At 72.8% G+C, this 13,125-nt stretch carries 10 protein-coding genes, 1 tRNA gene and 1 pseudogene; 7 read left to right on the forward strand and 5 right to left on the reverse strand.

Features of this window, described 5'->3' with window-relative positions; genetic code table 11:
* The first annotated feature begins 18 nt into the window (after positions 1 to 18).
* The 7 genes from DEJ23_RS03885 (at position 19) to DEJ23_RS03915 (ending at position 6,976) form a co-directional block, all read left to right on the forward strand.
* Positions 19 to 1,161, forward strand: a complete 1,143-nt coding sequence (locus DEJ23_RS03885) for a DNA polymerase III subunit delta' (RefSeq protein WP_111238930.1) — start codon at positions 19 to 21, stop codon at positions 1,159 to 1,161.
* A 90-nt stretch (positions 1,162 to 1,251) separates the two neighbouring features.
* Entirely contained in the window at positions 1,252 to 1,887 is a 636-nt protein-coding gene (locus DEJ23_RS03890; RefSeq protein ID WP_111238931.1) for a TetR/AcrR family transcriptional regulator, read from the forward strand.
* Positions 1,888 to 1,931: 44 nt separating this feature from the next.
* Positions 1,932 to 2,004 (forward strand) — tRNA-Thr (locus tag DEJ23_RS03895).
* A 204-nt stretch (positions 2,005 to 2,208) separates the two neighbouring features.
* The gene (locus DEJ23_RS03900; protein ID WP_111238932.1) at positions 2,209 to 3,213 is read left to right on the forward strand and encodes a Gfo/Idh/MocA family protein; all 1,005 of its coding nucleotides are present in this window, start codon (positions 2,209 to 2,211) and stop codon (positions 3,211 to 3,213) included.
* Between the two features lie 63 nt (positions 3,214 to 3,276).
* Positions 3,277 to 4,773, forward strand: a complete 1,497-nt coding sequence (dacB, locus tag DEJ23_RS03905; protein ID WP_111238933.1) for a D-alanyl-D-alanine carboxypeptidase/D-alanyl-D-alanine-endopeptidase — start codon at positions 3,277 to 3,279, stop codon at positions 4,771 to 4,773.
* A 74-nt stretch (positions 4,774 to 4,847) separates the two neighbouring features.
* Positions 4,848 to 5,468, forward strand: coding sequence for an isochorismatase family protein (locus tag DEJ23_RS03910; protein ID WP_111238934.1), 621 nt, complete (start codon positions 4,848 to 4,850; stop codon positions 5,466 to 5,468).
* Positions 5,465 to 6,976 carry an NAD-dependent succinate-semialdehyde dehydrogenase gene (locus DEJ23_RS03915; protein WP_111238935.1) on the forward strand — a complete coding sequence of 504 codons (1,512 nt, stop codon included), beginning with the start codon at positions 5,465 to 5,467 and terminating at the stop codon, positions 6,974 to 6,976. Before DEJ23_RS03910 ends, DEJ23_RS03915 begins: the two co-directional genes overlap by 4 nt.
* A gap of 102 nt (positions 6,977 to 7,078) precedes the next feature.
* Here DEJ23_RS03915 and DEJ23_RS03920 read toward each other — a convergent pair whose 3' ends face one another.
* The 5 genes and pseudogenes from DEJ23_RS03920 to DEJ23_RS03940 form a co-directional block, all read right to left on the reverse strand.
* Positions 7,079 to 8,935 (reverse strand): ABC transporter ATP-binding protein, encoded by a 1,857-nt coding sequence (locus DEJ23_RS03920; protein ID WP_111238936.1) that lies wholly within the window; start codon positions 8,933 to 8,935, stop codon positions 7,079 to 7,081.
* Between the two features lie 162 nt (positions 8,936 to 9,097).
* A complete protein-coding gene (locus tag DEJ23_RS03925) occupies positions 9,098 to 10,510 on the reverse strand; it encodes an MFS transporter (RefSeq protein WP_111238937.1) in 1,413 nt (470 codons plus the stop codon).
* Between the two features lie 216 nt (positions 10,511 to 10,726).
* Positions 10,727 to 11,350: pseudogene (gene ribA / locus DEJ23_RS03930) on the reverse strand (GTP cyclohydrolase II); the annotation flags it as partial.
* Between the two features lie 29 nt (positions 11,351 to 11,379).
* On the reverse strand, positions 11,380 to 12,462 hold the full coding sequence (gene ribD / locus DEJ23_RS03935) for a bifunctional diaminohydroxyphosphoribosylaminopyrimidine deaminase/5-amino-6-(5-phosphoribosylamino)uracil reductase RibD (RefSeq protein WP_111238939.1): 1,083 nt from the start codon (positions 12,460 to 12,462) through the stop codon (positions 11,380 to 11,382).
* Positions 12,463 to 12,519: 57 nt separating this feature from the next.
* Positions 12,520 to 13,125 (reverse strand): GNAT family N-acetyltransferase, encoded by a 606-nt coding sequence (locus tag DEJ23_RS03940; protein ID WP_181429099.1) that lies wholly within the window; start codon positions 13,123 to 13,125, stop codon positions 12,520 to 12,522.

The following is a 13,125-nucleotide window of genomic DNA, read 5'->3' on the forward strand; positions in this document are numbered from 1 at the left end:
GGCTGACAGGATGACCCCGTGAGCGTGTGGGACGGCCTGACCGGTCAGGAAGAAGCGGTCGCGGCGCTCCGAAGCGCGGCCGAGGCGCCCGACGGCACCGGCGGGATGACCCACTCGTGGCTCATCACCGGTCCGCCCGGCTCCGGCAGGTCCAACGTCGCCGCCGCGTTCGCCGCGGCCCTCGTCGGCTCCGGACCGGACGATGAGCACACCCTGCGGCAGATCACCGCGCGGACCCACCCCGACGTCTCCGTCCTGACCACCCAGCGGGTGATCATCACCATCGACGAGATCCGGCAGCTCGTCACGTCGTCCCACTACTCCCCGTCGGTCGGGCGGTACCGGGTCGTGATCGTCGAGGACGCCGACCGCATGACCGAGCGCACCTCGAACCTGCTGCTGAAGGCGCTCGAGGAACCGCCCGAGCGGACGGTGTGGATCCTCTGCGCCCCGAGCGAGGCCGATCTGCTCCCGACGATCCGTTCGCGTGTGCGTTCGGTCCGACTGCGCGTGCCGGGCATCGAGTCCGTCGCGGACCTCATCGTCGCGCGCACCGGCGTGGAACGCGCCCTCGCCACCGATGCCGCCCGCCAGGCGCAGAGCCACATCGGGATGGCGCAGCGCCTCGCGACGAGCGAGGACGCCCGCGACCGACGACGCCGGACGCTGGAGACCGTGCTCGGCGTGCGCTCGGTCGGCGACGCCGTGATGGCCGCCGCCGAGCTGCTGGCCGTGGCGGACGAGGACGCGAAGGCGATCACCCAGCAGCGCGACACCGAGGAACGGGACGCGGCACTCCGGTCGCTCGGGGTGGAACCCGGCGGGACCGTGCCGCCCGCGCTCCGCTCGCAGTTGCGCGCGCTCGAGGAGGACCAGAAGCGTCGCGCAACCCGGAGCCTGCGTGACGGGCTCGACCGCATCCTCGTCGACGTGTCCTCGCTCTACCGCGACCTGCTGCTGCTCGGGCTCGGGGCGCCCGCGGAGCCGGTGAACCTGGCGATGCGCGAGCAGCTCGACCGGGCGCTCGAGGTCGTGCCGCCCGCAGCGGCGCTCGAGGTGCTCGACGCCGTCGCGCTGGCGCGTCAGCGGATCGCGGCGAACGTCGCGGCGTTGTTGGCGCTCGAGGCACTGCTCGTCACGATCGCCCGCGCCACGCGCTGACCGTCCGGCCTGCGGGCACCCCGGGGTCCGTCAAGAGACCCTTCGCATCCCTGCAGCCGGTCGCTCGGCTCGACGTGAGAAGATCGCGACATGCCCGACGCCGCACCCGGCCTCCGCGAACGCAAGCGCCGCGCCACCCGTCTCGCGATCCAACAGGCCGCGCTGCGCATCGCGCTCGAGTCCGGCTGGCCCGCCGTCACCGTCGACGAGATCGCCCGACGTGCTGACGTCTCTCCGCGGACGTTCTTCAACTACTTCCCCAGCAAGGAGCAGGCGCTCCTCGGCGACGACCCCACCCTGCCCCCGGGGCCGGCTCTCGACGACTTCCGCGCCGGTGGGCCGACCGGTGAGCTCCTCGCCGACCTCGGCGCGCTGCTCGTCCACGCGACCGAGGAGCTCGTCGACGAACGGGACCTGCTCTCCGAGCGGCAGCAGGTCCTCCGCGCCGCGCCCGAGCTGTTCAGCAGGCGCATGGCGTCGATGAAGGAGTTCCAGGCAGAGATCGAGGACGCCGTGACGGCGCGCCTGGCGGCGACCGAGCCGGACTTGGCCGTCGAGCGGGACGCGCTGCGGCGCAGGGCACGACTGGCCTCGGTGGTGTCGCTCGCGGCGCTCCGACACGCGTGGTGGGAGTGGTCGGACGGCACGACCGAGACCCTCCTGGTGGACGAGCTCCGGCGGTCGTTCACGGAGCTCGAGGCGCTCGTTTCGCGTTCGCTCGTCTGAACCTGTATAGTCGTCTCCCGTGCCGCTCCGGCAACGGAGGGTCCGCCGCCTTAGCTCAGTCGGCAGAGCGATTCACTCGTAATGAATAGGTCGTCGGTTCGATTCCGACAGGCGGCTCGACAAGAAAGCCCCGTTCGCAACGGTCTCCGGACCGGAGCGAACGGGGCTTCTTCGTGGTGCAGGTGCCGCCAGCAGTACGTCCGGAGCGAGCGGTGCACAGCAGGCGGTCCGGTGCGCATCGCCGTCGCGAGCGCGGCGACCCGGTGTGGTGGTCCGAGCACCCACCCGGGCGGCAGCGGGGCCGCCTGGTAGACAGGAGCCATGACGGTTCGCTGGGGAGTCATCGGCACGGGCGGCATCGCCCACTCGTTCGTGGCGGACTGCACCGCCGCGGGGATCGAGTTCGCCGCGGTGGGGAGCCGCACCCTGGAGGGGGCCGAGGCGTTCGCCGCTGAGCACGGCATCGCCCGGGCACATGCCTCCTACGAGGACCTGGTCGCCGACGACGGCGTCGACGCGGTGTACGTCGCGACGCCGCACTCCCGCCACGCCGAGGACGCCCTGCTCGCGATCGCCGCGGGCAAGCACGTGCTCGTCGAGAAGGCCTTCACGATCACCGCGGCCGAGGCGCGGCGGGTGGTGGACGCCGCGCGCCGTGCCGACGTGGCCGTGATGGAGGCGATGTGGACGCGCTTCCTGCCGCAGATGACGATGATCCGCGAGCTCGTCGCCGAGGGGCGCATCGGTCGTCCGCGCGTCGTCGAGGCGACGCACCACCAGGCCCTGCCGACGGACCCGCACCACCGCCTCAACGACCCGGCGCTGGGCGGTGGCGCGATCCTCGACCTCGGTGTGTACCCGATCTCGTTCGCCGTCGACGTCCTCGGGGTGCCGACCGCGGTGGCGGCGGCCGGCACGCTGAGCGAGCAGGGCGTCGACACGCAGATGGGGATCGTGCTCACGCACGAGGGCGGCGCGCAGTCGATGGTGCACTTCGGGCTCGACCTCCGGAGCCCGAACACCGCGTCGATCATCGGCGAGGACGGTCGCATCGACCTCGACGCGACCTGGTACACACCGACCACGTGGCGACTGCGAGACCGGGACGGCGTCGTGGTCGAGGAGTTCGACGCGCGTGAGGAACGCACCGGCTACGCGCACGAGGTCCGCGCCTTCGAGACGCTGATCGCGTCCGGCACGCACGAGGGCGGCGCGATGGACCCGGAGGAGACGATCGCCGTGATGGCGGTGATGGACGAGGCCCGCCGTCAGGTGGGCGTCCGCTACACGGCCGACCAGGACACCGTCGACGACCCGGTGGACTGACCGGTCCCGCCGGGCGCGGTTCCGGTCTGGAGGCTCCTCCCGCAGCCACGTAGGATCGTCGCGATGTCCGACCAGCAGCCCACGTCGAAGTCCGTTCCCGCGCGCCTCCGCGGTGCGGTCGCTGCCGCCCGTCGGTCCGCGGCCCGACGTCCGGTCCCGTGGATCGCCGGCGGCCTCGCGGGTGTGCTCGTGCTCGGATCGGGTGGCGCCGTCGCCGTCGCGGCAGCGACGATGCCGTCTCGTCCGGTCGCGGCCCCGTCGACCAGTGCCGCCCCGCGCACACCCGCGAGCACGCCCCGTGCGACCCGGACGCCGAGCGCGGCACCGACGGCCGACGCGCGCGCGGTCCCGGACGAGACCACGGGGCCGAAGGCACTCTGCACCTGCACGATCGACGACGCCGCCTCCGCCGCCGGGCTCGGCTCCTTCGAGGGGTTCGTGATGGACGCCGAGACCGGCGAGACCCTGTTCTCGAAGGACGGGGACGAGGCGGCGCAGACCGGCAGCGTGATGAAGACGCTCACGAGCGCCACCGCGCTCGCCGTCCTCGGTGGCGACCACCGGATCCCGACGACGGTGACGAGGGAAGCGGACGGCACGATCGCGCTCGTCGGGCACGGCGACGCCACGCTGTCGGCCGGCGGCGGCACGGTCTACCCGGGCGCGCCGACCCTGGCGCAGCTCGCGCAGCAGGTGAAGGCGCAGCTGGGGGACGCCCCCGTCACCACGATCGTCGCCGACGACAGCTACTGGGACGACGCCGACGCGTGGGACCCGACGTGGCCCGAGAACGAGCGCACGATCGGCTACCAGCCGCGGGTCACGGCGCTGATGGTCGACGGCGACCGCGCGAACCCGTCGGCGGCGACCTCACCCCGTTCCACCGACCCGGTCGGTCGTGCCGGCGCGGCGTTCCGGACCGCCCTGGCGGACGCCGGGGTGGCCGGTGCCGCGGACGCACAGGTCGTGCAGCGTGCGACGACGAGCACCGACACGATCGCGTCGGTGTCCTCGCAGCCCGTCTCGACGCTCATCGGGCAGATGATCCCGAACTCCGACAACACGCTGGCCGAGATGCTCGCCCGCGTCTCCTCGAAGGAGTCCGGCGCGGGTGGTTCCGCCGCGTCGCTCACCGGCGTCTACCAGGACGCGCTCGCCGGGTACGGGGTCGACCCGGCCGGCATCGCGATCAAGGACGGCTCGGGGGAGAGCGCCGCGAACGCCGTGTCGCCGTCGTTCGTCGCCCACCTCATGGTGCGGGTCGCCGCTGGCGAGGAGGGACTCGGCGTGCTGTCCGAGTCGCTGCCGGTCGCCGGGGTCTCCGGCACCCTGGCGAGCCGGTTCACCGGGGCGAACGCGGTCGCGCGGGGCAGGGTGCACGCGAAGACCGGGTGGATCGACAGCGCCAACACCCTGGGTGGCTGGATCGACGCCGCGGACGGCACGCGCCTGACCTTCGCCTTCTACGCGATCGGGTCCTCGCGAGCGGCGGCGCTGCCCGCGCTCGACGCGGTGACCGCGGCCACGTACTCGTGCGGTGGGGACCTCACCTCGTCCTGATCACCACCCGGTCCTGAGCCCCACCCGGTCCTGACCCGAACGTCGTCCGGAGGGTGAGGGTGCAGGATGGATGCATGGCCAGGGCACTGCTCATCGTCGACGTCCAGAACGACTTCACCGAGGGCGGTGCGCTCGGGGTGACCGGGGGCGCTGCCGTCGCGAAGCGCATCAGCGCCTTCCTCGGACGGCACGCCGACGAGTACGACCTCATCGTCGCCTCGCGGGACTGGCACCACGGCGACGACGACAACGGCGGGCACTTCGCCGGTCCCGAGGGACCCGACTACGTCGACACGTGGCCCGTGCACTGCGTGGCCGGGACACCGGGCGCGGACTACCACCCGGACCTCGACACGAGCGTCGTGGACGTGCACGTGTTCAAGGGGCGTGGCCGACCCGACTACTCGGCGTTCCAGGCGAGCACCGACGACGGCACGACGCTGCCGGACCTGCTGGCGGACCGCCGGGTGGTGACGGTCGACGTCGTCGGCATCGCCACGGACCACTGCGTCCGGGCCTCGGCGCTCGACGCCCGTGCCGCCGGGTACGACGTCGCCGTGTACGAGGACCTCGTTGCCGGCGTCGACCCGGACCGCAGCGCCCGTGCCCTGGACGAGATCAGCGCGGTCGGCGGACACGTCGACCGCAGCGACATGGACGAGGGGCTCGCGAACCCCGGAGGAGCAGTACTGTGACCACGACCGAGACCACCACCAGCGGCACCACGACCAGGGTCGCCGACGAGCACGTCTCCGTCGCCGACGTCCCCACCGGGCTCTTCGTCGGCGGGGCGTGGCGGGCGGCGAGCGGCGGCGCGACCTTCCCGGTGCGCGACCCGAGCACGGGCGAGGTCCTCGCCGAGGTCGCCGACGCCACCCCCGAGGACGGCATCGCCGCGCTCGACGCCGCGGTGGCCGCCCAGGAGGGCTGGGCTGCCACCGCGCCGCGGGAGCGGTCGGACGTCCTCCGCCGGGCGTTCGACCTGGTGCACGAGCACGAGGACGATCTCGCGGCACTGATGACGCTCGAGATGGGCAAACCGCTCGCCGAGTCCCGGGGCGAGGTCGCCTACGGCGGCGAGTTCCTCCGGTGGTTCTCCGAGGAGGCAGTGCGCATCTCCGGCGACTACCGCACGAACCCCGAGGGCACCGGGCGCGGCATCGTCCTGCGCCGCCCCGTCGGGCCGGTGTACGCGATCACACCGTGGAACTTCCCGCTCGCGATGGCCACCCGCAAGATCGGACCCGCACTCGCCGCCGGGTGCACCGTGGTGCTCAAGCCGGCGGACCTCACCCCGCTGACGACGCTCTTCCTCGTCGACCTGTTCCGCCGCGCCGGACTGCCCGACGGCGTGCTCAACGTCGTGCCCTCGTCCGACGCCAAGGCGCTCTCGGAGCCGATCATCGCCGACCGACGCCTGCGCAAGCTCACCTTCACCGGGTCGACGCCCGTCGGCTCGGCGCTCCTCAAGCAGGCGGCGGACAACGTCCTCAGGACGAGCATGGAGCTCGGCGGGAACGCCCCGCTGCTCGTGTTCGACGACGCCGACCTGGACGAGGCGGTCGCCGCGGCCATGCAGGCGAAGTTCCGGAACGTCGGCGAGGCATGCACGGCGGCGAACCGTTTCTTCGTGCAGGAGGGGATCGCGGACGCGTTCACGGCGGCCCTCAGCGCGAAGGTCGAGGAACTCCGGGTGGGACGCGGCACCGAGGAGGGCACGACGCTCGGTCCGCTCATCGACGACCGCGCCGTGGACAAGGCCGCCGGGCTCGTCGACGACGCCGTCGAGCGGGGCGCCCGCCTGGTCACCGGCGGGGAGCGCGTCGACCGTCCGGGCACGTACTACGCGCCGACGGTGCTCGACGAGGTGCAGCCCGGGTCGGACATCCTGACGACGGAGATCTTCGGGCCCGTGGTGTCGATCACCCGGTTCGCCACCGAGGACGATGGCATCCGGCTCGCCAACGACACCGAGTACGGGCTCGTCGCCTACGCCTTCACGACGGACCTCCGTCGCGGCCAGCGCCTCGCGGAGCGCCTGGAGACGGGCATGCTCGGCCTCAACACGGGGGTCGTGTCGAACGCCGCGTTCCCGTTCGGCGGCGTGAAGGCCTCCGGGCTCGGGCGCGAGGGCTCCCACGAGGGCCTCGAGGAGTACCTGGAGTCGGTGTACGTGCTGACGCCGGACCCCTTCACCGCCTGACCCCCGCAAGACGCAACGTGGGCGGATCCTCGCAGCGCTATGTCGCTGCGAGGATCCGCCCACGTTGCGTTTCGCGGAACGGGCCGGCCCGACCTGTCGCGGTCAGACCAGGAGCTGGTGCTTCGCCAGGTCCCGGTACAGCGGGGTGGACTGGACGAGCTCGGAGTGCGTGCCCGTCCCGATGACCCGGCCGTGCTCGAGCACGACGATCACGTCGGAGTCCACGACGGTGGACAGCCGGTGCGCGATGACGAGCAGGGTCCGGTCTGACGCGACGGCGTCGATCGCCAGACGCATCTTCTGCTCGTTCACCCCGTCGAGTGACGACGTCGACTCGTCGAGCAGCAGGATCGGGGGAGCGGCGAGCAGCGCCCGGGCGATCGCGAGCCGCTGCCGCTCACCGCCGGAGAGCATCACGCCGTCCTCGCCGACCTGTGCGTCGAGACCGCGCGGGTCGCGGTGCAGGACGTCGCCGAGGTTGACCGCCTCGAGCACCCGGACACAGTCGTCCTCGGAGGCGTCGGGGGAGCCGAGCAGCAGGTTCGCCCGGATCGTACCGGCGAGCACGGGGGCGTCCTGCTCGACGTACCCGATCTGCGCGCGGAGCTCGGCACGGTCGAGCCCGCGGACGTCGACGCCGCCGAGCCGGATCACGCCGGAGGTCGGGTCGTAGAACCGCTCGATCAGAGCGAGCGTCGTCGACTTGCCGGCCCCCGAGGGGCCGACGAGCGCGACCCGGGCGCCGCGCGGCACCCGGAACGAGACGTCGTCCAGCACCACGTCGTCCGCCGGGGCGCCCCCGTCGACGGCAGCCGTGCCTCCAGACCGGTCGGGACCGTCCGCAGCACCCGCGGCGCCGTCGGCCCCCGAGGCGTCGGCAGCCCGCGCGTAGCGGAACGTGACGTGCTCGAAGGCGATGGCGTCGTCGGTCTCGGTCGCGGCGGCGACCCGGACGGCGTCGTCGTCCTGGTCCTCGGTCGGCAGGTGCAGGATCTCCTCGATGCGGCCGAGGGCCCCGAGCGCCTGCGCGACGGCGACGGCGGCGCCGAGTGCCTGCCCGAGCGGCATGACCATCATGAAGAGCAGCAGGATGAACGTGATGAGCGTCGCGATGGTGATCTGGCCCGCGGCGACCTGCGCCCCGCCGACGCCGAGCACGGCGATGAAGGCGACCTGCATGACGATGCTCGCGACCGGTACGACGAACGCGGACATCTTGGCGATGTCGAGCCCGCGGCGGTAGGCCTCGGTGGCGTGCGCGTCGACCTCGGCGACCTCGCGGCCGGTCGCGCCGGCTGCGCGGATGGTGCGGACCGCGCCGATGCCCCGCTCGACCGCGGCGGTCAGGTCGCCGACCTTCTCCTGCGCGCGCTTCGACGCGACGCGGATGCGCCGGCTGAGGCCGCCGACGACGACGATCGCGACGAGCACGATGACGACCGTGATGCCGAGGAGCAGCGGGTCGATGACCGCCATCGCGATGATCGCCCCGACGAACGTGAGCGCTCCGCCGATCGACTCGATGAGCCCCTGCGTGAGCACGGCACGCAGCAGCGTCGTGTCGCTGCCGACGCGGGAGACCAGGTCACCGGTGCGGCGCGTGTCGAACTCGGAGATCGGCAGGTTGAGGATCCGGGCGATCAGCTTCCGGCGGGTGGAGAGGACGACCCCCTCACCGGCGCGCTGGAGCAGGAAGTGCTGGATGCCGTTGAGGAGCCCCGACACGATGACGAGGACGACGAGCGCCCAGACCAGGATCGAGAGCGTCTCGCCGTGCTGCACGGCGGTGACGACCTGGTTGACGAGCAACGGCTGGGCGAGCGAGGCGCCGGCGCCGAGCACGCTCAGGACGATGATCACGGCCATCGCCGGCTTGTTCTCGAACAGGTAGGTCAGCAACCGACCGAAGCTCGCGCGGGGGCCGTCGGTCTTCTTGGGGCGTGCGAAGGGGAGGCTCATCGTTCCTGGTTCCTGCCGCCCGTGCGTGAGGTCGCGGCGGCCACCGTCCAGTCTCCCACCGTCACCCGGCCGCGCGGTGCGTGGACGACGGACGGACGGGAGGCGCTGCACCTGCTGGTGCGGTGCCTCCCGTCCGTCGGCGGTCGCGTCCGTGGCGCGGCGTCAGGCGCGCACGTCGGCCGGCGCGGCGTCGGGCGATCCGGCGGCGTCGGCCTCGTCGAGGCCGGCGCTCTTCGTCTCGCGCACGAACAGCAGCGCGACGAACGTCACGACCGCGGCGATCGTCAGGTACAGGCCGACCAGGAAGATCGTGCCGTCCGGCTGCCACAGCGCCAGCGCGATCGTCGGCGCGAGCGACGCTCCGAGGATCGACGCGACGTTGTACGCGATCGCGGAACCCGTGTACCGGACGTTGGTCGGGAACAGCTCGGGCAGGAGCGCGCCCATCGGCCCGAAGGTCAGGCCCATCAGCGACAGGCCGACGATGAGGAACGTGACGACCGTGATCGGACCGGTGGACGCGGCGAACCAGAACTGGAACGTCAGGCCGAACAGGGCGATGCCGATCGTGGTCGGGATGAGCGTGCGACGGCGGCCGTACTTGTCCGCGAGCCAGCCGGCGATCGGCGTGAAGATGCCGAAGAACACGACGCCGATCATGAGCAGCGTGAGGAACTCGCCCCGGCTGTAGCCGAGCCCGACCTTCGGCACGAGCGGACCGGCCTCGGCCCCGGTGGTGCCGTAGGACAGCGTGAAGGTCGTCATGAAGTAGAAGAGCACGTAGGTCGCGACCATGCCGAAGGTGCCGACGATGAGCGCCTTCCACGAGGTGCGGAACACCCGGCCGAGCGGCACCTTGGCGACCGAACCGGACTCCTGCACGCCGCGGAACACCGTCGACTCGACGAGCTTGAAGCGCACGTAGAGCCCGACGAGCACGAGCACCGCGGAGAGCAGGAACGGGATGCGCCATCCCCACGCCTGGAAGTCGGCGTTCGGGGTGCCGTCCGCGCCGGCGGGCATGGCCGCGTTGATCGCGATGAACAGGCCGTTGGCGAGCAGGAAGCCGATCGGGGCGCCCAGCTGCGGCATCGAGCCGAACACGCCGCGCTTGCCCTTCGGAGCGTTCTCGGTCGCCAGCAGGGCGGCGCCGGACCACTCGCCGCCGAGCCCGACGCCCTGGGCGAAGCGCATCACGGCGAGGAGCACGGGCGCCCAGATGCCGATCGCGTCGAACGTCGGCAGGCAGCCGATGAGGAACGTCGCCGTGCCCATCACCAGCAGCGATGCGACGAGGGTGGCCTTGCGGCCGACGCGGTCACCGAAGTGGCCGAAGACGATCGAGCCCACCGGCCGGGCGAAGAACGCGAGCGCGAAGGTGACGAACGACGACAGCTGCGAGGCCGTCGGGTCCTCGTTGGGGAAGAACAGGGTGGGGAAGACGAGGACGGCGGCGGTCGCGTAGACGTAGAAGTCGTAGAACTCGATGGAGGTACCGACGAGGCTGGCGACGATCACGCGGGAGCGCGGGTTGCCGGTGGGCTTCGTGGCGGCTGGTGCCGGTGCGGCGGTCATGTACGGGGGACTCCGGAGGGAGCGCTCTCATCGAGCGCGGCAGTGTGCCGAAGCTGCGGACACCGGTCGGTCGCGCGGGGTGGCGCGTGCTCGGACCGGGTGCGTTCGGTGGGTGGTGGACCGCTCGTGACGGGACCCACAGCTTACGACACCCGTCGCTCAGCTGGAAATCAGCCGGGAGGCACGTGGCACCGCCCGCGTGCGGCGGACGGTCCGTCAGCTGGCCGCGCCCGCCTCGAGGTGCGCCGGCAGCTGATGTCCCATGCGGTCGCGCTTGGTGTCGAGGTAGCCGGCGTTCTGCGCCGAGACGCCCACGACGAGCGGCACGAGCGCCGACACCGCGATGCCGTGGTCCTCGAGCTGGCGGCGCTTCTCGGGGTTGTTCGACAGCAGCCGCACCCGGGAGATGCCGAGGTCCGACAGGATGCCCGCGGCGCCGCCGTACTCGCGGGAGTCGGCCGGCAGCCCGAGCGCGAGGTTCGCGTCCAGCGTGTCGAGCCCGTCCTCCTGCAGGCGGTACGCCTTGAGCTTGTTGATGAGGCCGATGCCCCGACCCTCCTGCCCGCGCAGGTACACGACGACCCCGCCCTCGGCCGCGATGGTGTCGAGCGCCGCATCGAGCTGCGGCCCGCACTCGCACTTCAGCGACCCGAAGGCCTCGCCGGTCAGGCACTCCGAGTGCACCCGCACGAGGGCATCGTCGCCCGGCATGGATCCGTCGGGCAGCGCGGCGATGATCGCGACGTGCTCGGCGCTCGTGACGAGGTCGCGGTAGGCGCGCATCTCGAAGGTGCCGTGGGTGGTCGGGACGTTCGTCGCGACCTCGAACTGGACCGGGCTGCCCGGGGTGGGGGAGGTGAGTGCGTCGGTCATGGGGTGCTCCGGTCGTTCTGCGCCTGGTCGGCTCCTGCTGCTGCAGCGGTGGGCGTCGCCCCGTCGGTGGGACGGGCGGTGCCGGTCCGGGCGCGGTGGGGTCGGGCACGGACCAGGAGGTCGGGTCCCAGGCTGGTGGTCGATGTTACGTCCAACTGGTGGCGTTCGCCGATGCTTCCCACGCCGACGTCCCCGATGGCGACGCGGGGGCCGCCGAGCAGCACGGGGGCGAGGTACACCAGCACCTCGTCGACCAGGCCGGCTGCGATGAGCGCGGAGGCGACGGTCGGGCCGCCCTCGACGAACACGGAGTGCACGCCGTGGTCGCGGAGGGTGCGCAGGGACGCGGCGAGGTCGTGCCCGGGCAGCGTGAGGACCCCGCGCGGGTGCCGTCGGACGGCGGCGGCGTCGGGGACGGGGCGGTCGCCGACGACGACGGGGAGCGGCTGGTCGGCGAGCAGCTCGCCGGCGTCACCGCGCGCGGTCAGACTCGGGTCGTCGGCGAGGACGGTGCCGGTGCCGACCAGGATCGCGTCGTGCGCGGCCCGCTGCTCGTGCACGTGCTGACGGGCAGCGGCACCGGTGATCCACCTGCTCGTGCCGTCCGCGGCGGCCGCGCGACCGTCGAGGCTCGACGCCCACTTCACGGTCACCCAGGGCCGCCCGGCCCGGACGGACAGCAGCCATCGTTCGAGGAACGCCTCGGCCTCGTCGGCGAGCACCCCGGACACGACGTCGACACCAGCCGCCCGGAGCCGGTCGGCCCCGCCGTGCGCGTGCTCGCCGGGGTCGTCGACGGCGTAGACGACCCGTCCCACGCCGGCCTCGACGAGTGCGACCGCGCAGGGGCCCGTGCGGCCGACGTGGTTGCAGGGCTCGAGGGTCACGACCGCCGTGGCGCCGCGGAGCTGCTCGGCGGGGACCTTCGCCATCGCGTCGACCTCGGCGTGCGGGGTCCCGGCGCCCTTGTGCCAACCCTCGGCGAGGACCGCACCGGTGGGGGAGAGGACGACGGCGCCGACTCGGGCGTGGTCGCCGACGGCAGGTCCGAGCGCGGCGAGCTCGAGCGCACGACGCATCGCCCGGACCTCTGCCGGGCGGGCTGCTGGGACGGGCTTGTTGGTCACGCTCCGACACTACCGACGGCGCGTCGGTGACACGTCACCGTGCTGTCCCCCCTCAGCGAACGACGCGGCCGGCCAGTCCAGGTCGGACGCCGGGGCGCCGTCGGCGCGGCGGCGCCCGGTCCAGGCGGACGTCGGCCCGCCGTCGCGCGCGGGGATGCGGGCGGTGCCGGTGCCGGTGAACGAGAACCCCGCCGCTCGCGCCACCGCGGCGGAGCCGACGTTGCCCTCGTAGCACTCCCAGGACACGTCCGGGGCGCCCTGGGAGAAGGCCCACCGGACGACGAGCTCGACGGCGTCGTGCACGAGGCCCTCGCCGCGTGCGGACGGCGCGAGCCAGAAGCCGAGGTCGCGGTGCTCGGTGCGGAAGGAGACGACGCCGACGAGCCAGTTCGAGCCGGTCCGTCGGATGCCCCACGTGTACTCGCGGTCCGACGCCCAGCCCGGTCCGACCAGCGCGTCGACGAAGGTCTGCGCGTTGCGCTCCGTGTACGGCGTCGGGACCGTGGTCCACCGGACGACGTCGGGGTCCTGGCACCCTTCGGTGATGGCCGCCGTGTCGGACCGGGTGGGCACCTCGAGCCGCACCCGGTCCGACGACAGCGTGACGGGGAGCAC

It is taken from the genome of Curtobacterium sp. MCSS17_008 (assembly GCF_003234185.1).
In the GTDB taxonomy this organism is placed as follows: domain Bacteria; phylum Actinomycetota; class Actinomycetes; order Actinomycetales; family Microbacteriaceae; genus Curtobacterium.

Excerpts from the sequence above, each read along its gene's own strand:
- DEJ23_RS03925 (WP_111238937.1), bottom strand. The coding sequence starts at position 10,510 with ATGACCGCCGCACCGGCACCAGCCGCCACGAAGCCCACCGGCAACCCG.
- DEJ23_RS03900 (WP_111238932.1), top strand. The coding sequence starts at position 2,209 with ATGACGGTTCGCTGGGGAGTCATCGGCACGGGCGGCATCGCCCACTCG.
- dacB (WP_111238933.1), top strand. The coding sequence starts at position 3,277 with ATGTCCGACCAGCAGCCCACGTCGAAGTCCGTTCCCGCGCGCCTCCGC.
- DEJ23_RS03920 (WP_111238936.1), bottom strand. The coding sequence starts at position 8,935 with ATGAGCCTCCCCTTCGCACGCCCCAAGAAGACCGACGGCCCCCGCGCG.
- DEJ23_RS03910 (WP_111238934.1), top strand. The coding sequence starts at position 4,848 with ATGGCCAGGGCACTGCTCATCGTCGACGTCCAGAACGACTTCACCGAG.
- ribD (WP_111238939.1), bottom strand. The coding sequence starts at position 12,462 with ATGCGTCGTGCGCTCGAGCTCGCCGCGCTCGGACCTGCCGTCGGCGAC.
- DEJ23_RS03890 (WP_111238931.1), top strand. The coding sequence starts at position 1,252 with ATGCCCGACGCCGCACCCGGCCTCCGCGAACGCAAGCGCCGCGCCACC.